This is a genomic window from Hyphococcus flavus, from assembly GCF_028748065.1.
Classification (GTDB): domain Bacteria; phylum Pseudomonadota; class Alphaproteobacteria; order Caulobacterales; family Parvularculaceae; genus Hyphococcus; species Hyphococcus flavus.
Genome location: NZ_CP118166.1, coordinates 1,390,112 through 1,412,119 on the forward strand (window position 1 = coordinate 1,390,112; position 22,008 = coordinate 1,412,119).

Genomic DNA, 22,008 nt, shown 5'->3' on the forward strand with positions numbered 1-22,008 from the left:
ACGTCGCCGGTTCATCAGCCGGCGGCGTTTTCTGTTGCTTTATTTCTGCCTTCTGACTTGGCGCCATTCTTCTCTTGGCGGTGCGGCTAGTGTTTTAGACCTAGGGCCGTATCCTCCAAGACTAATGGTACGGTCATACATGATGAGCGCCGCAGCCACGGATAGGTTGACGCAAAATCTGGTTGGAATTTTTACAATAGTCCCGCACAGCATTTTGGCTTCAGGTGAAAGATCGCCTTTCTCTGGCCCCAGCAGATAGGCAGCATTCAATGGATGTTGAAACTGTGGCAGATCAATGGCGTTTTCATCCAGCTCAACGCCAACGAGCATGCAACCTTTCGGCAGGCGCATTTCATCAAGACTTTCCCATTCGTAGAGCGGCACGTGTGCCGCGCTCCTGGCCGTATCAGACAAGTTGATTTCCTTGGCTCGATGATGTGCTGCGATCGTGAAAGTAAAACTGGCGTTAAATGCATGTGCGGTGCGCAAAACGGCGCCCAAATTCATTGCTTTCGATATGCGTTCTGACCCGATTCCGAAATAGCCGCGCATTGCCTGACCCTGTTGATACCCGTCTCTTGCGGTAATGTTGCCCGCGCGACGTGGTCAAGTAGACGCAGCAAGCCATTTCAGGGCATGATATACGTATGAGCGATACTAAACTAGCGGACGAAGCCGACGAGGACGGACGAATCAAATTTCTGTTGATCGCGTCTGATTGCCCTGAGGCAAGGCTAGCCGCCTTCTTTACGGGAAGGCGGGCAAAACGTTCCAATGCACGCGTTTTGGTGTTGCATGTGATGGAGCCGCCGGAGTTTGGGCATTGGGCTACGGTGGAAGAAACCATGCGCGCTGAGGCAGAAGAAAAAGCAGAAGCGCTGCTTAATGAATTTGCAGCGGAGGTGAAGGCGCAAGCGGGCGAGGAGCCTGAGCTGATCATGCGTGAGGGCGCTATAGTCGATGAATTGAAGAAGCTGATTGAAGAAGACAAAGAAATCGCGATTTTGTTTCTCGGTGCATCTGCAGGTCAAAAGGGTCCGGGTCCGTTAGTTTCGGCGCTTGCCCAAAAGCCAGCTTATCTTGGCGCCAGGCCTATCCCGGTCACTGTTGTGCCAGGTGCTATGACACGTGAAGAATTACGCCGCCTCGCAGGGTAAGATAGTGCGCGATCAGTTTCATTTTCCGGATAAGCATTACTTTCTATCGCATTCTGTAGGGGCTCAGCCGATATCATACGATAACTTTTTTCGTAATGGTTTCGCAGACCCGTGGGAAAAAGAAGGTTTTCATGTTTGGGAGCCTTGGTTTGGCGCCATTGACGGATTCAAGCGGGGGCTATCGGCAATTATTGGTGCGCACCCGCAAGACATTTGTCCGCTATCCAACGTTTCGGATGGCGCATCTAAGATAATGCTTTCTCTGCCGGAACGGCGAAGAAGACGTAAGATCGTATTGACAGAGGACGACTTCCCCACAATGGGATTTGCCTTGGCGCAAGGTCGGCGGCTTGGCTACGAGATTGTTTTTTTACCGGGCGGAGCGCGGCTCGCCGATCCGGACGCATGGGCGCCAGCATTTGAAGATGACGTTCAGCTTGTGGCCGTCATGCAGGTTTTTTCAAATACATCTGTCCTCTCTCCTGTCAGAGAGATAGCCAGACGCGCCAGGGAAAAGGGCGTGTTCTGTTTGGTTGATGCGGCGCAAGCCGCTGGAGCTGTTCCTGTTCGGTTGAACGAATGGCGGCCTGATTTTGCCCTTGGAACGTCCTTGAAATATTTGTGTGGCGGTCCTGGTGCTGCCTGGATGTGGGCGGATAGGGAAAGCGCTAATCAGTGTGCGCCACTAAATGTCGGCTGGTTTTCTCACAAAGACCCGTTTGAGTTCGATATAAAACATTTCAAATATGCAGAGGGCGTTGGCCGATTTACAGGCGGGACGCCTTCTGTCGCGCCACTCGCTGGGGCGCTGGCCGGCCAGAATGTTATCAATGAATATGGTGTTGAGCGGGTTTATGAGCATAATCAACGGCTTCTGTCTCGTTTGGCCGACGCACTCCCTAAGGGCGCATTTCTTTCAACAATCCGGGAAGGAATGCGCGGCTCTGCTGTTTTGATAAAGGTAAAGGACTACGCAGCCGCAGCAGCTCATTTAGCACAGGCGGGCATTCACCATGACACACGACTTGGCGCGGTGCGTGTGTCATTTCATCTTTACAACGACGAAAATGATGTCGATGCGCTAGTGAAGGCGCTCGAACCGCATTTATAAATCCAGTTTCAGCGAAACTGGCGCGTGATCGGACGGTCTCTCCCAGCCTCGGGCGTCTTCATGAATGGTGTATGCTGAGGGGCCGCCAAAGAGTGCAGGCTTTCTTAAAGCTGGGCTGACCCATATGTGATCAAGGCGTCGTCCACGGTTTGATTTCTTCCAATCCCGTGCTCTGTAAGACCACCAGGTATAAAGCTTCTCCGGTTCAGGGATAAGCTCGCGCGCGACATCGATCCAGCCGTGGGCGTCGACGACCTTGCCAAGCTTTTCAACTTCTACAGGCGTATGTGAAACCACTTTTAAAAGCTGTTTGTGAGACCACACATCGTGTTCGAATGGCGCTACGTTCAAATCACCTACAAGTACGGACTTGGAGCGAGGTCCAAGCTCAGCGAACCATTCGGCCATCTCTTCAAGGAAGTCGAGTTTATGAGCGAACTTATCGTTCGTTTTGGGGTCTGGCTCGTCGCCGCCTGAGGGAACGTAAAAATTATGAATACGCACGCCACCCGGAAGGCTCGCAGCGACATGCCGGCAATCTCCCTTGGCGCAAAATTCACGCTTTTCAATTTTTTTAAGTGGCAAACGCGAGACGATAGCCACCCCGTGATACCCTGCCTGGCCTGAAATCGCATGATGCTCGTACCCCGCTTCATGGAGCGCTTTTGCCGGAAAGTTGTCTTCAAGGCATTTGATTTCCTGAAGGCACAAAACATCAGGGTCTTCTTGCGTCAAAAACTTTTTCACGAGATCGATACGTAGCCGGACGGAATTGATGTTCCAGGTGGTAATTTTCATATATTTGCCAGATGGGATGACGGGTGGGCTCTGATCGGCATTAGGCCGAGGAATTTGGCGGCGTCAACCCGAGGATGAGAAAGGCGATTGCGGCGAAAGGCGGTGCGTCATATTACCCCCGAAATGGCGATTGACCTCATACTCCTTCCGGAAAACCTTACGATTTGGGCTGCCGTAGCGGCCGTAATGGCCAGTTTTTTTACAGCAGCGCTGACAGCCGCCTTCGGGCTTGGCGGCGGACTGGCTCTTCTTGCTTTGATGAGCGCCGTTTTCCCGGCGCCAGCGGTGATCCCGGTGCACGGCGTCGCGCAAGCAGGGTCGAACGCCGGACGATTTTATCTGCAACGAAAAGACGTAGTTTGGTCCATTGTGGTTATGTTCAGCGCTGGCGGGGTGATCGGCGCCGCCATCGGCGGACGGCTGGCGGTGGAAACGCCTGTCTGGCTATTGAGAGGCGGCGTAGGGCTTTTCATCCTCTATTCCGTCTGGGGTCCAAGCATCAAAAAATTTGCACCGGGACGGATAACATTTTTTACGACTGGCGTTGTTGCGTCGTTTTTAACGATGTTTTTCGGCGCTACTGGTCCGATCGCCGCCACTATGCTCTCAGCAGCAAAACTCGACAGGCTGAATCTTGTCGCTACTCATGCCGCCTGCATGGTGTTTCAGCATACGTTCAAGATTATCGCCTTTGGGGTATTGGGGTTTGCGTTCGCCGAGTGGGCTTTTGTTATTGTGGCGATACTGCTTTCGGGCTTTGCGGGCACATATGCTGGCACGCATTTCTTGCGCCGCATGCCTGAACGGACATTCAAGCGCGGCTTTAAGTATATCCTGACAGCGATAGCAATTTACTTGCTAATCGCGGCGGCGATTAATTTTAAAACAGGTTGAACGACGAACCTGTAATACTCACCGGCCACCGACCGAATTCGAAAAGCCGAAACTTGGCTGCGAATGGATGGTTTTCAGCGTCGAAGTCGGTGTCCGCGGCGGCGATTAACGCCAGAGCGGCGCCGTTAGCCGCTTGAACGGCAGCGCCAACACCAAGGGTCTGGATCGCCTCGTCATCAAGATCGCTCAAATAGGAGAGCTCTTCGATGGCGTCCTTTGCCGGCGAAGATACTTTTTCGGCGATCAGGGCCATTCCGATTCGCAGGGCGTCTTCTGATAATAGTTCCAGCGCACGGCCTGTTAGGTCCGCGCGTAAAGATTCTTCCGCCTCCCATGCCGGGCTTTGCCAGTCGAGGCTTTCCGCGGCGGCGGCGGCATCGTCCCAGTCGAGGAGCATTGCGATGTCAGCATCAGGAAAACCGAGGCCAGAACAATAATCGTCTGCGGCGGCCTTTGCGCCTGGCGTTAGCGCCTCGCCGATATTGGCGAACCACGGGATACGGTCCAGTGAACGTGCGAAGCGGGAAAGGCGTGCGAGGCCTGGCAGTTCGCGTTCGAGATCTTCGAGTTCTGTTTCGTCCATCGCGTTCGACTTTCAGATTCCGGCTGGCGCTTAGCGAGCGCTAACCAAAAGAAAAAAGGCGTCCGACCTTACAAAAGATCGGACGCCAAGCTGCGCTGTTGCGCCTACGCCGGGAGGGGATATTCCGGCGACGCGACGGCTTATCAGGCCTGCAAGCGGGGGGGCAACGCCGGCCCGATCTTGAACGCCTATCGCGTACTGTTACATTAACGCATCACCGGCCAGTTTTTCAATAGAGGCGTCAAAAAAAACTTGCATGTGACACTGTTACAAAATGGCAATTTAACCCTTCCTCTAACGATCCAGGAAGCGGCCGCCAGCGTCTGGCGCGCGGAATAATTCCCGATCAAGGCGTTCGCCGACTTTCACATTGTCGAGAGTGACAACGGTTATACCGTTTTGGGCGTCGCGCACGATCCACCTGCGAAGGTCAAATTCAGGCGCTGATGCGATCAGGGTCAACTCGCCTTCTGTTTCTTCATTGGTGGAGGAAAATGTGACGGCCACATTATCCACTCCGCGATCAACGCTTACGATTTTTGCATCGTCGCGATCAATTTCCCTGCTCAACAGGAATTTCAACGGTGTTTTTCCGACTGGGTATGAATCAGTTGTCTCGAGGTCTTGATCTCGTACATAAACGAGCCCGCCGTTAGCGACGATAAGGAGCGGTGTCGGCGGGTTATATTCGAAACGCAGGAAGCCTGGGCGCCGCAAATAGAACTTGCCGGAAGAAATCGCGCCCGATGGAGCAATCTGCGTGAAATCCCCGTTTAGAGTGTCGAGATTTTCGATATAGCTGATGAGGTTTTCTGCGACGGTGTCATCATCCTCTTCTTCGAATACAAGGTCGTCTTCTAACGGCAAACCCGCGGCTTCTTCGCGTTGTGAACTCTCCGCAGCGTCTTGCTGCGGCTGTGTTGATTGTTGTTGCGATGTTTCTTCCTGCACCATTGCGACAGCAATCGTATTGGATGCAGCCGCAGTTTGCGGCGCGACGAAGTCCGCGCATGTCAGCGAAATCATTGAAAGCAAGGCGAAACTCATTCCTTTTCCCTTCTCAATTAGAGATCTGACGATATTAGCGCCCGGAAAGTCAAAAACCCGCCGCAAATATGGCGGCGGCAAGGCCAGTACCACACAATATTGTTATCGCATAAGAGCGTAGGGGCCGCCGCGCTCAAGCGCGCGCTGGTAAGCAGGACGTTGCTGTATCCGAGTAACTGCAGCTGCGACATTTGGATAATTTTTAATATTTCCGCGAGCTGTGAACGCTTCCATAGGAAAACTCATGATGATGTCTGCTGCCGTCATATCCGGTCCTGCAAGCCATGCATCAGTACTCAGTTCGGCTTCCAGATAATCGAAAAGCGCCTTCATCGTGTGATCGAGATAGCCGTCTTTGACGCCTTTCACGAGCCGCTTGGCGAGCGGACGAACGAAAAACGGCATCGGCGCCGTTTCCATCCGGTTCAGCATCAATGTCAGCACTAGCGGGGGCATGTAAGAGCCTTCCGCTGCATGCATCCAGTACCGGTATTTCTCATAAAGTGCGCCGCCCTGCGGCGGGCGAAGCCGCCCATTCCCATACTGATCGACAATGTATTCCATCATCGCCCCAGTTTCCGCATAAATCGCACCACGATCTTCGATGACGGGCGACTTCCCGAGCGGGTGAACTTTTTTCAGCGTTGCCGGGGCTAGATTGGTCTTTTTGTCCCGGTCGTAACGCTTGACCTCGTATTCGACGCCAAGTTCCTCAAGCAGCCAGAGGACGCGTTGTGAGCGGGAATTTTCAAGATGATGAACTGTAATCATGGGTTTGCCTTATGAAAGTGTCGTGAGGGCGTCTTTCGAGAACGACATTAGTTCATCATGGCGTTCTGCTTTGATCTTTATTGCCCATTGCGGATCCTGTAAAAGCGCCCTTCCGACGGCGATAAGATCAAATTCGCTGCTGTCCATGCGGTGAACAAGTTCGTCGAGATTTGCCGGCTCTGAGATTTCGCCAGCATAGGCGGCTGTAAACTCGCCAGTCAGTCCGACAGAGCCTACTGAGATCGATGGCTTGCCCGTCAGTTTTTTTGCCCAGCCGGCAAAGTTAAGGCTCGAGCCTTCGAATTCCGGTTCCCAGAAGCGACGCTGAGAGCAGTGAATGATGTCAATTCCGGCATCAACCAGGGGCTTTAGCCATTTCTCAAGCTCATCAGGGTTATGCGCGTACTTTGCCGCAAAGTCCTGCTGCTTCCATTGGGACAGGCGAATGATGAGAGGAAAATCAGAGCCAACTTTCTGGCGCGTACGGCGAATAATTTCACAGGCAAAGCGCGAGCGCCCCGACCAGTCACCGCCCCACTGGTCCGTTCGCTGATTGGTCTCGCTCCAAAAGAAACTGTCGATCAAGTAGCTATGAGCGCCATGAAACTCGACGCAGTCAAATCCAAGGTCCTTCGCTGTAACGGCGGCGTCCACAAACTCGGTAATCGCCGTTTCAATTTCAGTTTCCGTCATCGGTTTCCACAGCTGTTTGCCAGGCATTTTAAAACCCGATGCAGACCATGACGGCGTATTCGGATGCTCGGTTTTCGCAGGGTTGCGAAATGGCCCCTCATGCCAGAGCTGAAGGCCCATTTTCCCGCCCGCCTCATGAACGCCGGCAATGACTTTTTCCCATCCTGCCTTGGCCTCATCACTGACGATATTGGGCACATTCGGCGTGCCGGTGGCGGTGACGGCGTTTGTAGAAACGCCTTCAGATAGGATCAGGCCGACACCACCCTCTGCCCTTCGGCGATAATAGGCCGCTACATCAGAGCCCGGCACATTGCCCGGCGAAAAACTTCGGGTCATGGGGGCCATGACGATGCGGTTGGGAAGGCTTAGTTGGCCATGCTCGAATGGTTGAAATAATATATTCGAGGTGTCAGTCATTGAAATTCCTTGCTGCGGCTGGACGCTCAACATAGGCATGACGGCAAGAAATGACATCTATGGATTGCAGCAAATGAGTTTGGAGCGCGGGCTTCTAGGCCTATAAAACGGCATGAAATTTCTCGATCGCGCTAAGATCTATGTACAAAGTGGAGCGGGCGGCAATGGATGCATGTCGTTCCGGCGGGAAAAGTTTATCGAATTCGGTGGTCCGAATGGCGGGGATGGTGGCGCTGGAGGTCACGTGTGGGCCGAAGCGGTGGATAATCTCAATACGTTGATCGACTATCGTTACCAACAGCATTTCCGAGCGAAAAACGGCCGTCCTGGTGAAGGATCAAACTGCACCGGCGCTGGCGGCGATGATCTGGTGATCAAGGTGCCGGTAGGGACGCAAATCTTCGAAGAAGACGAGGATACGCTAATTGCTGACCTCGACGAGCCAAATGAACGCGTGCTGCTGGCGAAAGGCGGCAATGGCGGCTTCGGCAATGCGCGCTTCAAATCATCGACAAATCAGGCGCCGCGCCGCGCAAATCCGGGTCAGCCCGGTGAGCAGCGGACAATTTGGCTGCGCTTGAAACTGATTGCGGATATCGGTCTCGTCGGGTTGCCGAATGCCGGCAAGTCTACTTTTCTTGCGGCAATCTCTGCCGCAAAACCAAAGATCGCCGATTACCCGTTTACAACTTTGCACCCAAATCTTGGTGTTGTACGGGTTGGAGACGGGCAGAGTTTCGTCCTTGCGGATATACCAGGTCTTATTGAAGGCGCTCATGAAGGTGCAGGAATCGGTGACAGGTTTCTCGGTCATGTTGAGCGATGTGCGGCTCTATTGCACCTCGTGGACGGGACAGCCGAAGACGTTGCTGCGGACTATATGACGGTTCGGCGAGAGCTTACGGCGTATGGCGGAGAGCTTGCCGGCAAGAAAGAAATTCTCGCGCTCAACAAGATCGACGCGCTTGGTGAGGAAGAGATAAAAGAAAAAAAATCTGCGCTCGAGAAAACAGCAAATAAATCTGTTTTCGCTGTCTCAGGTGTTTCCGGTGCTGGTGTTCCAGCTCTGGTGGGAAAAATCTTTCGTTTAGCTGCTGAAACGCGCACTGAGGACACTGTTCAAACAGAAGATGAGGACGCCGGTTGGTCACCTTAGCCTCATTTGGCATTCGCGTATCGTGGCACTATGTAATCGTACTGAAACGCATCTTCTGATTACCTGACGTGGAAAGACGGGGCGGTTTGAAAACTAGCGGCAATAAAAATCGCCGTATTGGATTATTGGGCGGGTCTTTTAACCCTGCCCATGAAGGGCATCGTGAAATTTCACGTTTGGCTCTTGAACGGCTTGGTTTGGACGCTGTTTGGTGGCTTGTAAGCCCCGGCAACCCTCTTAAAGATCAACGTAGCTACGCGCCTTACAGTGAGCGCCTAAAAACAGCACGTGAAGTTAGCTCTCACCCAAACATTATTATAAGTGATTTTGAAAACAGGCATGGCCTTCAATACACAGTCGAAACGTTGGACCATATCAAAGCACTTAACCCGGATGTTAATTTTGTTTGGTTGATGGGCGCGGATAGCCTTGAAAGCTTCCATCGTTGGAAAGACTGGATGAAAATTGCGGCGGCTGTACCAATAGCCGTTTTTAATAGGCCAGGTTTTGAAGACCACGTGCTGAATAGTGAATACGCGAAGCATTTTTCGCAATTCCGGCAGTCAGAGGAAAGCGGGTGTGGATTGGCGAACCAAGAACCGCCAGTCTGGACGTTTTTCGAAGAAACGGAGAATCCGATTTCTTCAACTGAGATAAGGAAGAGAACGATCAGAAATTCTAATGAAACAGTCTCGCAGACGGATGATTTGCATGCGCCGTACGGCCCGCTTGCATATTTCCTTGATTTGCACCCGGACGTAGGTGATTTTAGCAAAGACGCTATTGAAGGCTTGTCAGCGTCGGTAAAGTCCATCTCGCCAAAATATTTTTATGACGAGCGCGGTTCGAAGTTATTCGATCAAATCACCAAGCTTGAGGAGTATTATCCGACTCGTACTGAGAAGAAGGCATTTCTCAAACATGCGAAAGCAATTTCGAATTCTATTGGCGCCGGGGCCGCAATTTTTGAATATGGATCCGGGTCGAGTGAAAAAGTGGAGTGGCTGGCGCGCGGTATAGAAAATGCCTCGGCTTATGTCGCAATGGATATCTCAAGAGAACACTTGCTTGAGAGCGCCGAAACGCTCGCGTCGGTTTTGCCAGTGCCTGTCGCCGCAATATGTGCTGACTTCCATGCGCCTATTCATTTTCCGCAAGGTGTTTTACCGGAACCCGGCTGCTGGCTGGGATACTTTCCCGGCTCAACAATCGGTAACATGTTGCCGGAGACGGCTGTGGAGTTTTTGAAGCGCGCATCTGTTACTCTTGGTGAAGGCGCGCAATTTTTAATCGGAGTTGACCTCGTTAAAGACAAAGCGGTGTTGGAAGCTGCTTATAATGACAAGAAAGGCGTCACTGCGGCATTTAACAAAAATCTCCTTCTACGCATGCAAAATGAATTGGGCGCGCAACTCGAGATTTCCGATTTTGAGCATCATGCTTTTTATAATGAGAGTGAGAGCCGTATTGAAATGCATTTGCGTGCTGAAAGGCCAACTGCAATATCTCTTGACGGGCGCACCTTTTCTTTCGACGCTGGCGAGACATTACATACGGAAAATTCTCACAAGTTTACGGTTGATAGTTTTGAGACCTTGGTTAACCAGACGCCCTGGCGACTGGACAAGCATTGGACTGATGAGCGCGCTTGGTACGCTGCGTGCCTTTTGAGCAACAGTTAATTTTGCGCCTTCGGTTGGAGCGTAGCCTGAAGCGTCTTATATTCAGCAATGCGGGTATTTGCCCCGTGTGGCCCATGGAGGAAAACGCTGAATTCACAGCCCGGTAATGCAGCCGCCGGCAAGGCTGCCCTAAAGCTTGTTCCGCACAATACGCAGCATAGCGATGCTGATACGAATGAGCATGTGTATGATGGCGAAATACTGCTTGCGGGATTATCGCCGGAAGAGCGCAGCAAGACAATTCTTAATCTTATTCTGCAGGAGTTGGATGACGACAAGGCCGAAGACGTCGTGACGATCAGCCTTGCCGGGAAGACTGATATTGCAGACACAATGATTGTCGCTAGCGGCCGGTCTCAGCGTCACGTCAGCGCTATGGCCGACAAAGTTTTGCGTCGCCTCAAGGAGGCTGGATTTGGTCGCGCCAAAGTGGAGGGCGCTACGGCGAGTGATTGGGTGTTGATCGATGCCGAAGACGTCATCGTTCATTTATTTCGGCCTGAGGTGCGTGCATTTTATAATCTTGAGCGGGTGTGGTCCGAAGCCGCGCATACTTCAGCCAAGGCTGACGCCTGAACACGGAAAAAAGTATTAGGTACCACTTTGCGACTCATAATCGCCGCTGTTGGAAAGATGCGCAGCGCCCCCGGAGCCGCTATGGTAGAGGATTATCTCAATCGCAGTGCGGGTATGGGCAAATCGCTCGGTTTTTCTGCAATTAAACTTTTTGAAAAAGAGGCTCCAAAATCGCTTTCCGGCGCCGCATTGACGGACCGTGAGGGAGAACTTTTGATCGGGGCCGTTCCTGAGCGGGCGGAAGTCGCCGTACTCGATGAACGTGGAAAAAACTTCTCTAGTGAGAGCATGGCCGAATATCTGGATCATTTGAGGTTAGCGGGCCGGGATGTGGCTTTTCTGATCGGCGGCGCTGACGGACATGGAAGCGACGTCAAGGGACGAGCAGATAAACTAATTTCTTTTGGCGCGGCGACTTGGCCGCATATGCTTGTCAGGGTTATGCTGGCTGAGCAGCTTTATCGCGCCATTACAATTCTGGCGGGCCACCCTTACCATCGCTCATGATGCGCTTTTTCTTTGCATTCGCTATCGCCCTGTTTAGCATCGTCGGTGCAGCCGCTCAGGTTGAACCTGAAGACCTGCAAGAAGTGGAGCAGCAGCTCAGAGAACGCGCTGAAGAAGAAAAACGGCTGCGCAACGAAGCCGAAGCGCGTAAAAAAGAGGTAGCCGCGCTTCGCCATCGTCTGATCGAAACAGCGAATTCATTGCAGGATGCCGAACGTAAAATAGCCTCCCTCGAAGATTCGATTGCAGCGCTTGAAACTGAAAAAGCAGAAGCAGAAACAGCCTTGCGTAATGAAAGCGCAAACCTGTCAGAGGTTTTGGCGGCGTTGCAATCTCTCGAGCTGTCGCGGCCGCCCGCCCTGCTTGTGACGCCTGAAGATGCAAACAAGGCCGCAAGAGCGGCGATGCTACTCTCGGGCGCTGCGCCTGAAGTTGAGGCGCGTGCAGCGCGCCTTAGAGAGGCGATTGAGCGGCTTTCAGATCTTGCTGCTGATCTCGACCGCGATCGCGCCAGCTATGCCGAGACGAACCAGGAGCTTATCGCACGGCGCGATGTCCTGGCCGAGTTGATGGCGCAAAAAGAACAGGAGCGAGACGTCGCGGAGGCGCTCGCTGCATCGGCGCAACGCGAGACGGCGCGTATTGCGGCGCAAGCCAGTACGCTAAGGGAAATGATCGAGCGTCTTTCCCGGCTGGCGCATTCTATCACGCCGCGTATCAAACCAGCGCCGCCAAAAGCGAATGAACCTGAACGCGCGGCTCCAACCGCTCCGACTATCAAGAGGGAGGCCCCGCAACCTTTTGTCGGCTCGATGGCCTTCGACAAGGCGCTTGGGGCGCTTCGCCCGCCTGTCGCGGGCCGGGTGACAGGCGAGTATGGTAAACAGCGTCCTGAAGGCGGCAGATTTGAGGGCATGCGCTTTGCAGTTCGGGATCAAGCCATTGTGACCGCGCCGTTTGAGGGGCGGGTTCGCTTTGCCATGGAATGGCGGCCAGTCGGCAATATGATCGTTCTGGACGTTGGCGAGGGCTATCATATACTGTTGATCGGCGTCGGCCGAATTCTGGTTCAGGAACATCAGTGGATCACCGCTGGCGAACCGGTGGCGGAAATGGCTGGCGGGGGCGCTAGTCTGGATCTGGAGATCCGAAAAAATGGAGAGCCTGTTAACCCGGCGTTGTGGCTCTCGCGCAAGAGTATGGATGAGCTGGCGTTATAAGCTGGCGGTAAACAAGGTGTTGGATTGGTATGAGAAGAAGCCCCGTAACCCCGTCGCTCCGTGACCCGAAACGTTATTCCGGAGGCGCGCTTGTCGGCGCTGCTTGCGGCGGCGCGCTGATTTTCGGCGTTCTGTCGAGTGCTGTTTTCGCCCGGGCCTCTATTTCGGCGGATACGTTCCGTCAGCTTGACCTGTTTGGAGAGGTCTTCGAGCAGGTTCACGAGAATTACGTATCCGCGCCTGATGACGCTGACCTGATCAAGGGCGCCATCGACGGGATGCTCGATACGCTTGATCCGCACTCGAACTATTTGACAGCGGAAGACTTTAATACGGTTCAGGAGCAGACCCGCGGTTCTTATGCGGGGCTCGGCATTACGGTGCAGATGGATAACGAAGGTCCTGACGAGGGGTACGTCAAGGTCGTTTCCCCGTTCGATGGCTCGCCAGCAAGTGAAGCGGGAATGCAGCCGGGTGACCTGATCGTCAAAATCAACGGTGAAGATGTCTATGGCATGTCGATTGATGATGCGACATCCCGATTGAAGGGCAAGCGCGGTACGAAAGTCGATATCGCCGTCGTGCGTGATCGTGAAAAAGAGCCGTTTGACCTGACCATCGTGCGCGATGACATTACTGTCCCGTCGGTGACGGCGCGCGTTGAGGGCGACTTTGGATATGTGAGAATATCCTCTTTCAGCGAGCAGACCCAGAGTGGTCTTGAAGATGCGCTCAAGGAATTTGAAAAGGATATTCCTGGCGGGGCAAAGGGGCTGGTGCTCGATATGCGTAATAATCCCGGCGGGCTTCTCGACCAGTCCGTTTCGGTCGCCGACGTCTTCCTCAATGGCGGTGAGATCGTTTCCACCCGCGGCCGGCGTCCGCGCGACACCATGCGGGAGATGGGCCGGCCAGGCGACAAATTCGACGGCAAGCCGATTGTCGTTTTGATCAATGGCGGTTCTGCATCGGCGTCTGAAATCGTTGCCGGTGCGTTGCAGGACCGCAATCGCGCGCTGCTGCTTGGCACCAAGTCGTTTGGCAAAGGGTCTGTGCAAACGGTCATCCCTCTTCAGAATGGTCTCCAAGGCGCTTTGCGGCTGACCACGTCCAAATATTACACTCCTTCCGGTCGCTCGATTCAGGCCATGGGCATCGAACCTGATATTGCGATGCCGGTGATTTATCCGGGGCAAGACGATGTGTTCGAGCGGCCTTCTGAAAGCGATCTGCCGAATGCCCTGACCTCTGAAGAAGAGCCCGAGGCCGAGGAAGCGCAGTCGGCGGATGCCGGCGCTGACGCCAGCGATACGCCGCTGGTTGAGCCTTTCATGTGCCGTTTTGAGGGCGAAGGCGATGATCGCGTTCCGGTTGACTGCCAGCTTGAGCGCGCCCTCGAAATCCTGGCGGACGCCACACGCTATAATCAGGCGCTTGCCGATGCCGGGGCGGCCCGCACCGAATAGGCGGCAAAAGGCCTGAGAATATCTCACGGGACGCTGTCCAGCGGCGTCCCGTTTTCTTTTGGTTAACTCTATGTTCACTAGGCTGCTGTCAGAAAAATCAGCGCGCAGAAAAGCGCGCCGTTTAACGCTGATAGGCCTATAATGCCCCGCCGCCGATTTAAACTTCCCGTTATCAGCCGCCTGACCTGGGCTTGGCTGCTTGCCGGCAGCGCAACGGTGCTGGCGGGAGCGGTGTTTTTCAATGCGGCGTTCAGCAACGAAGGCGCAGCCCGCATCGCCCTGCCAGTGGGGCTGCCTGAAATGATGGCCCGGCCGCAAGAGGAACGCTTGGCGCCGCCCCCCGTTCCCGCATCCGGCGATGTAAGGAGGGAAGCGACCCAGTTGGCCGCGCTTGCCGAAGGCGAAGAGACCGAAGACGGGTTGACCTTGATTTATCCGGGTGAAAGCACTCTTTATACGGAAGAAGAAGACTTTTCCGCCGATGAGGTGATCATCACTATTCCCGGCGCGAACAAACCGGCTGCGTCGGTACAGGCTGCTTCGCTCACGCCGGCGGCGCGAGCGATACCCGACCCCGACCCTGCACTGTTGCATTCTACGCCGCTGGGAAAAATTCCCCGCATCGCCCCCGACGGGAGAGCGGCGCTGCGGTACTATGCAAAGCCGTTTGACGGCGACCGTTCCGCCCCGCGCATATCCATAATTGTTGGCGGGCTCGGGCTGAACACTAAAGTGACGGAACAGGCGATTGACGACTTGCCGCCGGAAGTGTCGTTGTCCTTTGCGCCTTACGCCAAGAATCTCGAATTCTGGACCGAAAAAGCGAGGCGAGCAGGGCACGAGGTTATCATTGAATTGCCAATGGAGGGCTATGGCGCGAATGCGCAGGCCCTCGGTGCGGCGGCATTGTTGTCGAGCCGGACGCCGGAAGAAAACCTGCAGCGCCTTGACTGGCTGATGTCGCGATTTGGCGGCTATTTCGCTGCAACGAATTACATGGGCGCCAAATTCTCCGCTGATGAAGCTGCAATCGCTCCCGTGCTTCGCAAGCTGAAAGACGCGGGCGTCGCCTACATTGACGATACTGGCGCCGCACAACGGGCCGGACAATCTGTCGGTATTCAGATGGCGAGCGTCACCCGCATGATCCCGGCGGCGGCGGGTGATGGCGAGCGCGACAAGGTTCGGCGTGAATTGCGCGCGCTTGAGCAAACGGCGGAAGAAAACGGCGTCGCTATCGGCAAAACCTACGCCTATGCGGCCACGATAGAGGAAATCGCGGCGTGGGCGAGATCGCTCGATGAAAAGGGCATTGCCCGCGCGCCGGCCTCTGCGCACTTGCGGGCGAGCGCCGCAGCCCGCTAGGGAAGGCCTGTTCAAGCTGCTCTCGAGAGGGTCATGGGTCAGGCTGATTTCATCAAACGTTTCCGGCCGAATGTCGGCGTCGTTTTGTTTAACGATCGCGCACAGGTTTTTTACGGTCGCCGGGTTGGCGGTTTTGCCGATCTGGGCGAGGGGCCGGATGACTACCGATGGCAATTTCCCCAAGGGGGCGTTGACCCGGATGAAGATCTTGCCGCCGCCGCCTTTCGCGAGTTGAAGGAAGAGACCGGCGTTTTCTCCGCAAGGCTGCTGGCCATGACGCCCGGCTGGATCGCTTATGCGTTTCCTGCAGGGTACAAAAAGAAAAACTGGAAAGGTCAGCGGCAAAAATGGGCGGCGATGCTGTTTGAGGGTGCTGACGATGAAATCGATTTGCAAGCTGACGATCATCAGGAATTTGACGACTGGCGTTGGGGCGAGCTGGAAGAGGCGCCGGACCTGATCGTACCGTTCAAGCGCGAGGTGTATCAGGATCTTGTAACGGGCCTTCTTCCCTTGCGGGATTTTCTGCGCGCGCGGGGCTGAATGGCGTACCCGGCGGACTTCCTGCTCGACCGTCTTCTTTATCGCGACGGTCTGATGCTGGTGATCGACAAGCCCGCCGGTTTGCCGGTGCATGCAGGGCCCTCTTCCAGACAGGGCGGGGGCGATAATCTTGAAAATTATTTCGATGCGCTGCGTTTCGGTTTGCCGCGCATTCCTGCGCTGGCGCATCGCCTTGACCGTGACACGTCGGGCTGTCTGGTGCTCGGCCGCCATCCGAAAGCCTTGCGCAAACTCGGCAAGCTGTTTTCCGACGGCCGGATTGAAAAATCCTACTGGGCGATCACGGCGGGCGTTCCTGAAAAACTTTCCGGCGCCGTCGATGCGCCACTGAAGAAGACGCAATGCGGGTCCGGATGGCGCGTTGAGATCGCCGCAGACGGCGATGAAGAGGGGCAGGAGGCGCGCACCACCTATCGCGTGCTGGCGCAACATGATGGCCGCGCCTTTATCGAGGCGAAGCCGAAGACCGGCCGTACCCATCAGGTTCGCGTGCATCTTGAGTCCATAGGCGCGCCGATTATCGGCGACCCTCAGTATGGGGACTTGCCGGAAAATATGCGCAGGCAACCGATGATGTTGCATGCGCGCCGTGTCATCGTGCCGATTTCGAAAAACAAAGAGCCTGTTGTTGTCGAAGCCCCGCCGCCCGAAGCGATGGCGGCGTTGCTTGCGGAAATGGGCGCCAAGTTTTGACGGCGCACTGTCGCAGTTGAAATGGTTCAATGCGGGGCCCGTCGCCGCTTCCCTTTCCCGCGTCATCACTGACGTGCAGCGGTTTTTTGTACAATTTGCATCTGACGATTTGTACAACTTTTCCAACGCCTCGATTTTTCCTGTGTCTGTGTGCTGGACGAAGTGCGCGCAAAACTTTCCACGCAATCAGGAAGCATCATAAGTGAGCGGGAAAAGTGGTGGATAACCGTCCACCAAAAGCGGGTTTCATGAAAGAATTCATCACATAGGCTGTAAAATTTCGGGGCCGACTCGCCTCAGCGTTGTGGTCAAATCTGGTGAAACGTTCGGCGTTCGAGCTGAAGCTGTGTGTCAGCTCTTGGCCCAAAACGGCTATTGAAGATCGGCCAACTTTGCGAGTGGTCGCCTTTTTTGATATCCGGGTGTGAAATGCGCCTAGTTGAGTTGGCAATTTGGTAAAGCCATATTTGTTGTCTAACGACCAGAGGTTCTAGAGACGCGGAATGAATGCAGAAACACTTTACCGTATGGTACAACAACTTTGGCCTGAGCGCGTAGACATTTCGGACGCGACTATCAGTGGGTCATCAAGAGCCCGCTTTCCGAAGCTTTCGTATGCATGGGATAAAGCTGAATTGGCCGTCGAACCTGTGGGGGTCAACTATAAGAGGATACAAGACTCGTGGCGCGATCTCGGCGTATGGTGCTACTTCCAGGCATTTCACCAGTGTGCACACGATAACTATATGCTGGGACGTCGTGAAGTACAGCGAAGTGATGTTTCACTGAATGATTTTAAGGCACGAATGAAAGCAGCGTTAGCAGTTGAAGGCTGGGAAAGAGAAAGGGTGCTTTACGAGGCAGCTAACGGCCAGAGTTAGTAAGGCTTTCAACATTATAAGCCATTCATTTAGCAAAGCGGCAGGTATTAACGAACAGTCAATTTTAGACATGTCTCTGAACGGTCCGCTTTCGGCAAAAAGCTGACGTTTATTTCCTAACCGTGATGCCCAGCAACGACGGGCGCTGTCAGTAGCGCCTCCGCCGCGCGTTCCGCGTCAGCAGTCCGTTTCTCCCACTCGGCGCCGGAGATAACGTCATAGGAAAGCTCCAGCGCATCGAGCCGCGCTTTTGCGGTGTCGAAGAACCACTGGCGCGTTTCCGGCGCCCCGGCGTAGCGGACGCCGTCATCGGCCCAGGGCGTGTCCGGCGAAAGCAAAAGATAATGGTCCGCCGGGTCCTCGCCCGCGAAGCGTTCAAGCGCCGGCAAGGGCTCGCCCAGCAGATGTTCTGCCCAGACGGCGGTCTGGATCGCGTCAGTGTCCTCAATCAGCAGCGGCCCGGCGAGCGGCGACAGCGCCGCGCGCATGGCGGCGTGAGTTTCGGCGAGCACCATCAGGTCTTCGCCGGTCCAGTGCGTGCCTTTTGCATGATGCGACTGCTTGTAATAAACGTCATAGGCCCGCCCATATTCCGGCATCATCCGGGTCCGGAACTTTTCCGCAAGATGCGCGGCGAGGCGCGACTTGCCGGTGCTTTCAGGCCCCAGGATAGTGAGACGTTTTTGAAACCCGCTGCGCGCCGGGGCGGCGAGATCGTTCCAGTGCGCCGCCGGGTTATCGCGGATCGCCGTTCCCGAAACGCTGAACGCTTCGCGGTCGGGATCGATAATCACAGGCTCTGCGCCAAGTTCCTCGGCGAGGCGAAAGCCATAGGGCTCGCCCGCAAAGACCCGATCGATGGGTTCGGGATGGAACTCGCGAATGACCTCGCGCCAGATGCGCCAGAAATCCGGATGGTCTTCCGGCTGCTGCGGCAGGTCGCGGTGAAGGTGCAGCACGTTGGCGTAGGGCACGGCTTCCTGCATCCATAAATATCGGGCCTTGCCGGAGACGGGTTCGTCATCGGTCGAACAAACGAGCACGGTCAACTCGTCCACCATGCGCCGCGCCGTGTCGCAGATAAACAGATGCCCGCGATGGGGAGGCATGAACTTGCCGAGAAGAAAGCCTCTGGTCGTCATGAGTCCACTGCCTCGCCTGATTTGTACGCCCTGCGCCAGTTGAAATAGCCGACCGTCGCGAGGACAAGAAAGACAGCATAAAGCCCGGCGGTGGGGTAAAGCCCCTTCGCCCAGTAAACGCCGATGGCGACGATGTCCACGCCGACCCAGACGAGCCAGTTCTCAAGCCGCCGGCGCGCCAGCAAAATCTGCGCAATGATGCTGAAAACGAGGATGGTTGAATCCCAATAGGGGAGCGCTGCATCGGTCAGGCGCGAGAAAGCCGTTCCGATGACACCCACACCGCCCGCGCCGATAATGGCATAGGCGAACGCCTGGCTGCGCGTAATGCGCCGGACGATGACGAGGCCCGTTGCGTCGCGTTTATTGTGCCAGTGGATGAGGCCATAAATCTGTACAATGACGAAAAAGATCTGCAGCACCGTGTCGGCGTAAAGCTTCGCGTCATAGAAGATCTTCATATAGAGGATCACCATGACGATGCCGAACGGATAGTTCCAGATCGACCGGCGGATCAGCAGCGTGATGTTGCAAAGCCCTAGAATGACGGCGGCGATCTCAATCGGGCGCTCGCCGATCATGGCGTGGAGGAAGTCGAACGCCGCGCTCATGTTGCGGGTTTCAGACCGTCGGCTCGCGCGGCACGAAGAAATGAAGGCCGATATAGGCTGCGCCAATAAGGCCAGGCAGGAATGCGACAGACCATAGCGGCAGGTCGAGGAACTCGCCGCCTGCGAAATATCCGATAACGCCTAACGCGGCGGCGAGCGCCATCAACAAAATGCCCCGGCGTAGATCGGCGTTGGCGCCGATAGAATCATGGGTGATGGCGGAGATCAGTTTCGGGTCCGCCTCGCCGGTTTTTTCAACGCTGATTCTGATCGCTTCGTAGATAACGCGCCGGTTGCGGTGGCGGAAATAAAACGGCATCGCCACGATCAGTACGATGCTGGCGAAGACGATCAGCGGCACGATGATGGCGACTTCCATGGCGCTACTCCGCAGCTTTGACGAGGGTAGGTCCGCGCAATGTCTGTGCGATTCGCGATGCGAGTTCGCGCGCCACGTCAGCCTTCGACATTTCCGGCCAGGTTTCGTCGCCCTTTTCGGTGATCAGGATCACCGTGTTGCGTTCGCCGCCCATGGCGCAGTGTTCGCCGGGCGAGACGTCATTGGCGACAATCCAGTCGCATTTTTTGCGCGCCATCTTCGCTTCCGCATGACCGAGGACATCGTCGGTTTCCGCCGCAAAGCCGATGACGAGGCGCGGGCGGCCTTCCTTCATCTGCGAAATGGTTTTCAGGATGTCAGGGTTTTCCGTCAACGGAAGATCAGTGAGGCCGCCGCGTTCCTTCTTGATCTTGCGGTCTGTTTCTATGGACGGTCGATAATCGGCGACAGCGGCGCAGCAAACAGCACAATCGACCGGCAACGCTTTCTCGCTCGCCGCCATCATCTGACGCGCGCTTTCAACGCGGACGAGGTTGACGCCGGCAGGCGGTTTCTCGCTTGAGGGGCCAGTGACGAGGGTGACATCGGCGCCTAAATTTCTTAACGCTGCAGCGATGGCGTAGCCCTGTTTGCCTGATGACCGGTTGGCGATATAGCGCACCGGATCGATCGCCTCGACCGTTGGCCCGGCAGTGACGAGTACGCGCTTGCCCGTCATGGGCCCGCGCGTGCTTTTAAGGAAATAAGCTTCAACTTCATCGGCGATTGCCGCCGGCTCCGCCATGCGGCCGGGCCCGTATTCGCCGCAGGCCATCTCGCCCTTGTCTGGGCCGACAATCATCAAGCCGTCTTTTTTCACCGTTTCGAGGTTACGCTGCGTCGCTGCATGCTCCCACATGCGCACATTCATGGCGGGCGCGAACATCACGGGTTTGTCGGTGGCGAGGAGCGCCGTTGAGGCAAGGTCGTTTGCAAGGCCGTTCGCCGCCTTCGCCATCAAGTCGGCTGTTGCTGGCGCAACAACAACAAGGTCCGCCGAACGCGAAAGCTCAATGTGACCCATCTCCGCTTCGTCAGTGAGGTCGAACAGATCCGTGTAACATTTCTCGCCGGTCAGGCTGGCGACCGATAAAGGTGTTATGAATTCGGCGCCCGCGCGTGTCAGGATCGCGCGGGTTTCAACGCCGCGTTTCGCCAGTTCACGGATCAGCTCAAGGCTTTTGTAGGCCGCAATGCCGCCGCCGATGATTAACAGAATGCGTTTTGTATCGTTCGCCATAACAGGGGTATAGATAGTCTTTCGCCGCCCTTATGTCACGCACCCCGGGGAGGGCTAGGGAATTGAAACAAGGCCTGATTTTCATTGCGCTGACGCTGGCCGTCACAATGACGCTCGTTCATTTTTTCATAGGCGGGCGTCTGATCGCCCGGCCATTGCTGGAGAGCGATCTAGAAACCTTAGCCCGCATGACGCTTTACCTATGCTGGCACGGGATCACGATTGTACTGGCGGGCATGGCGTTGCTTTATGCGGATGCGCTGTTCTGGCGCAAGGATCCGAATAGCGCGCGGCTGGCCTCAGGGCTTGCAGCGGCGTTTTTCTTTCTGATCTGGTTTGTCATCGCCGCGTTCGGATTGGGTCCACTGCAATTGCCGCAGTGGATTGTGTTCGCCCCGATGGCCGTTTTCGGAGCGCTCGGCGTCAAACACGCCAATCGGGCTTAAGCGATCTGTTCTATCCGCGCGCCTTCGCATAAGGGATAGGAATCGAGAAACGGCTGCAACGCTGCTTTCATTTCCTCGAAAGAACGTCCGTAGCAATAAAGAGCGGTTTCTCGAGAGCCCTCCCAATAGCCGCGAAAGGCGCCCTTGTCGCCAAGTTGTCTGTCGAATTCGTCAACCACATGGTTGATGTCGCATTCGGCGTAAACCTTATCGGGAAGGTCCGAGCCATTAAGAAAAACGCCGATGCCCTCGTTTACGCCGAAGGGAATTTCTTTTGCGGTTTCTTCAATGATCAGTTTCGACCCCTTAGGCGCGCCAAGGTCGTTCAGACGCTTGATGATCGTCGCAAGCGTTTCTTCATTCGCTTCGTTGACGCAAATCTCGAGATCGCAGAATTCGATCCCATAAGGCTCATCGGCCATTTGCGTGCCGCCGCCTGTAACATCGCCGAGCCCGGCGCCCTCAAGTGTTTCGCATAACGGGTCTTCATAGTATTCGCCGCGATCAATCGGCTGCACTTTGGCGTTCAACCGGGCAATGACGAATTCACCTTTTGGCGCTTCAGCCTGCGGTTTCGCGCCGCCAATTTTGATGCCGAACATGATC

General features: G+C 55.3%; 25 protein-coding genes. 14 read left to right on the forward strand and 11 right to left on the reverse strand.

The genetic code is table 11. The features are described 5' to 3' along the window. Nucleotides 1-39: 39 nt before the first annotated feature. Entirely contained in the window at nucleotides 40-552 is a 513-nt protein-coding gene (locus tag PUV54_RS06725) for an RNA methyltransferase (RefSeq protein WP_274494843.1), read from the reverse strand. Nucleotides 553-647: 95 nt separating this feature from the next. On the opposite strand from PUV54_RS06725, the gene PUV54_RS06730 reads away from it, so the two are divergent. Both PUV54_RS06730 and PUV54_RS06735 read left to right on the forward strand, forming a co-directional pair. Further along, nucleotides 648-1,157, forward strand: a complete 510-nt coding sequence (locus tag PUV54_RS06730; protein WP_274494844.1) for a universal stress protein — start codon at nucleotides 648-650, stop codon at nucleotides 1,155-1,157. A gap of 4 nt (nucleotides 1,158-1,161) precedes the next feature. Then, entirely contained in the window at nucleotides 1,162-2,268 is a 1,107-nt protein-coding gene (locus PUV54_RS06735; RefSeq protein ID WP_274494845.1) for an aminotransferase class V-fold PLP-dependent enzyme, read from the forward strand. Here PUV54_RS06735 and PUV54_RS06740 read toward each other — a convergent pair. Continuing rightward, complete coding sequence (locus PUV54_RS06740; RefSeq protein WP_274494846.1) at nucleotides 2,263-3,066, reverse strand: exodeoxyribonuclease III; 804 nt, start codon at nucleotides 3,064-3,066, stop codon at nucleotides 2,263-2,265. The genes PUV54_RS06735 and PUV54_RS06740 overlap by 6 nt on opposite strands. Nucleotides 3,067-3,168: 102 nt before the next feature. Here PUV54_RS06740 and PUV54_RS06745 point away from each other — a divergent pair, with 102 nt between their 5' ends. Then, nucleotides 3,169-3,960 (forward strand): sulfite exporter TauE/SafE family protein, encoded by a 792-nt coding sequence (locus PUV54_RS06745; RefSeq protein WP_274494847.1) that lies wholly within the window; start codon nucleotides 3,169-3,171, stop codon nucleotides 3,958-3,960. On the opposite strand, the gene PUV54_RS06750 is transcribed toward PUV54_RS06745, so the two are convergent. The 4 genes from PUV54_RS06750 to PUV54_RS06765 all read right to left on the reverse strand — a co-directional run bounded on the left by PUV54_RS06750 (nucleotide 3,947) and on the right by PUV54_RS06765 (nucleotide 7,474). Beyond that, a complete protein-coding gene (locus tag PUV54_RS06750) occupies nucleotides 3,947-4,543 on the reverse strand; it encodes a hypothetical protein (RefSeq protein WP_274494848.1) in 597 nt (198 codons plus the stop codon). The two genes, PUV54_RS06745 and PUV54_RS06750, sit on opposite strands and share 14 nt — an antisense overlap. 294 nt (nucleotides 4,544-4,837) lie before the next feature. Then, nucleotides 4,838-5,590: a LolA family protein gene (locus tag PUV54_RS06755; protein ID WP_274494849.1), complete on the reverse strand. Its 753-nt coding sequence runs from the start codon at nucleotides 5,588-5,590 to the stop codon at nucleotides 4,838-4,840. A gap of 102 nt (nucleotides 5,591-5,692) precedes the next feature. After that, nucleotides 5,693-6,361, reverse strand: coding sequence for a glutathione S-transferase family protein (locus PUV54_RS06760; RefSeq protein ID WP_274494850.1), 669 nt, complete (start codon nucleotides 6,359-6,361; stop codon nucleotides 5,693-5,695). A gap of 9 nt (nucleotides 6,362-6,370) precedes the next feature. After that, the gene (locus tag PUV54_RS06765) at nucleotides 6,371-7,474 is read right to left on the reverse strand and encodes an NADH:flavin oxidoreductase (RefSeq protein WP_274494851.1); all 1,104 of its coding nucleotides are present in this window, start codon (nucleotides 7,472-7,474) and stop codon (nucleotides 6,371-6,373) included. 112 nt (nucleotides 7,475-7,586) lie between these two features. On the opposite strand from PUV54_RS06765, the gene obgE reads away from it, so the two are divergent. The 10 genes from obgE to PUV54_RS06815 all read left to right on the forward strand — a co-directional run bounded on the left by obgE (nucleotide 7,587) and on the right by PUV54_RS06815 (nucleotide 17,584). Further along, nucleotides 7,587-8,630, forward strand: a complete 1,044-nt coding sequence (obgE, locus tag PUV54_RS06770; RefSeq protein ID WP_274494852.1) for a GTPase ObgE — start codon at nucleotides 7,587-7,589, stop codon at nucleotides 8,628-8,630. A gap of 68 nt (nucleotides 8,631-8,698) precedes the next feature. Further along, nucleotides 8,699-10,312 carry an L-histidine N(alpha)-methyltransferase gene (gene egtD, locus PUV54_RS06775; RefSeq protein ID WP_274494853.1) on the forward strand — a complete coding sequence of 538 codons (1,614 nt, stop codon included), beginning with the start codon at nucleotides 8,699-8,701 and terminating at the stop codon, nucleotides 10,310-10,312. 48 nt (nucleotides 10,313-10,360) lie between these two features. Further along, nucleotides 10,361-10,888, forward strand: a complete 528-nt coding sequence (gene rsfS, locus PUV54_RS06780) for a ribosome silencing factor (RefSeq protein WP_274494854.1) — start codon at nucleotides 10,361-10,363, stop codon at nucleotides 10,886-10,888. Between the two features lie 27 nt (nucleotides 10,889-10,915). Next, nucleotides 10,916-11,395 carry a 23S rRNA (pseudouridine(1915)-N(3))-methyltransferase RlmH gene (gene rlmH, locus PUV54_RS06785; protein ID WP_274494855.1) on the forward strand — a complete coding sequence of 160 codons (480 nt, stop codon included), beginning with the start codon at nucleotides 10,916-10,918 and terminating at the stop codon, nucleotides 11,393-11,395. Beyond that, on the forward strand, nucleotides 11,392-12,615 hold the full coding sequence (locus PUV54_RS06790; RefSeq protein ID WP_274494856.1) for a murein hydrolase activator EnvC family protein: 1,224 nt from the start codon (nucleotides 11,392-11,394) through the stop codon (nucleotides 12,613-12,615). Before rlmH ends, PUV54_RS06790 begins: the two co-directional genes overlap by 4 nt. A gap of 29 nt (nucleotides 12,616-12,644) precedes the next feature. After that, the gene (locus PUV54_RS06795) at nucleotides 12,645-14,081 is read left to right on the forward strand and encodes a S41 family peptidase (protein WP_274494857.1); all 1,437 of its coding nucleotides are present in this window, start codon (nucleotides 12,645-12,647) and stop codon (nucleotides 14,079-14,081) included. 141 nt (nucleotides 14,082-14,222) lie between these two features. Then, nucleotides 14,223-15,446 carry a divergent polysaccharide deacetylase family protein gene (locus PUV54_RS06800; RefSeq protein ID WP_274494858.1) on the forward strand — a complete coding sequence of 408 codons (1,224 nt, stop codon included), beginning with the start codon at nucleotides 14,223-14,225 and terminating at the stop codon, nucleotides 15,444-15,446. A gap of 33 nt (nucleotides 15,447-15,479) precedes the next feature. Continuing rightward, complete coding sequence (locus tag PUV54_RS06805; RefSeq protein WP_274494860.1) at nucleotides 15,480-15,989, forward strand: RNA pyrophosphohydrolase; 510 nt, start codon at nucleotides 15,480-15,482, stop codon at nucleotides 15,987-15,989. Further along, the gene (locus PUV54_RS06810; protein WP_274494861.1) at nucleotides 15,990-16,703 is read left to right on the forward strand and encodes an RluA family pseudouridine synthase; all 714 of its coding nucleotides are present in this window, start codon (nucleotides 15,990-15,992) and stop codon (nucleotides 16,701-16,703) included. Nucleotides 16,704-17,206: 503 nt separating this feature from the next. Further along, nucleotides 17,207-17,584: a hypothetical protein gene (locus tag PUV54_RS06815; protein WP_274494862.1), complete on the forward strand. Its 378-nt coding sequence runs from the start codon at nucleotides 17,207-17,209 to the stop codon at nucleotides 17,582-17,584. Nucleotides 17,585-17,700: 116 nt separating this feature from the next. Here the strand turns inward: PUV54_RS06815 and PUV54_RS06820 are convergent, their stop codons facing one another. Genes PUV54_RS06820 through coaBC form a run of 4 tightly spaced genes read right to left on the reverse strand, consistent with a single transcriptional unit; the run spans nucleotide 17,701 to nucleotide 20,956 of the window. Further along, nucleotides 17,701-18,726 (reverse strand): AAA family ATPase, encoded by a 1,026-nt coding sequence (locus tag PUV54_RS06820; protein ID WP_274494863.1) that lies wholly within the window; start codon nucleotides 18,724-18,726, stop codon nucleotides 17,701-17,703. Then, nucleotides 18,723-19,337: a nicotinamide riboside transporter PnuC gene (gene pnuC / locus PUV54_RS06825; protein ID WP_274494864.1), complete on the reverse strand. Its 615-nt coding sequence runs from the start codon at nucleotides 19,335-19,337 to the stop codon at nucleotides 18,723-18,725. Before pnuC ends, PUV54_RS06820 begins: the two co-directional genes overlap by 4 nt. 10 nt (nucleotides 19,338-19,347) lie before the next feature. Next, nucleotides 19,348-19,716 (reverse strand): DUF6249 domain-containing protein, encoded by a 369-nt coding sequence (locus tag PUV54_RS06830; RefSeq protein ID WP_274494865.1) that lies wholly within the window; start codon nucleotides 19,714-19,716, stop codon nucleotides 19,348-19,350. 4 nt (nucleotides 19,717-19,720) lie between these two features. Beyond that, nucleotides 19,721-20,956: a bifunctional phosphopantothenoylcysteine decarboxylase/phosphopantothenate--cysteine ligase CoaBC gene (gene coaBC, locus PUV54_RS06835; RefSeq protein WP_274494866.1), complete on the reverse strand. Its 1,236-nt coding sequence runs from the start codon at nucleotides 20,954-20,956 to the stop codon at nucleotides 19,721-19,723. A gap of 62 nt (nucleotides 20,957-21,018) precedes the next feature. On the opposite strand from coaBC, the gene PUV54_RS06840 reads away from it, so the two are divergent. Beyond that, complete coding sequence (locus PUV54_RS06840) at nucleotides 21,019-21,402, forward strand: hypothetical protein (RefSeq protein WP_274494867.1); 384 nt, start codon at nucleotides 21,019-21,021, stop codon at nucleotides 21,400-21,402. On the opposite strand, the gene PUV54_RS06845 is transcribed toward PUV54_RS06840, so the two are convergent. Beyond that, nucleotides 21,399-22,004, reverse strand: coding sequence for a hypothetical protein (locus PUV54_RS06845; protein ID WP_274494868.1), 606 nt, complete (start codon nucleotides 22,002-22,004; stop codon nucleotides 21,399-21,401). The genes PUV54_RS06840 and PUV54_RS06845 overlap by 4 nt on opposite strands. Nucleotides 22,005-22,008 lie beyond the last annotated feature (4 nt).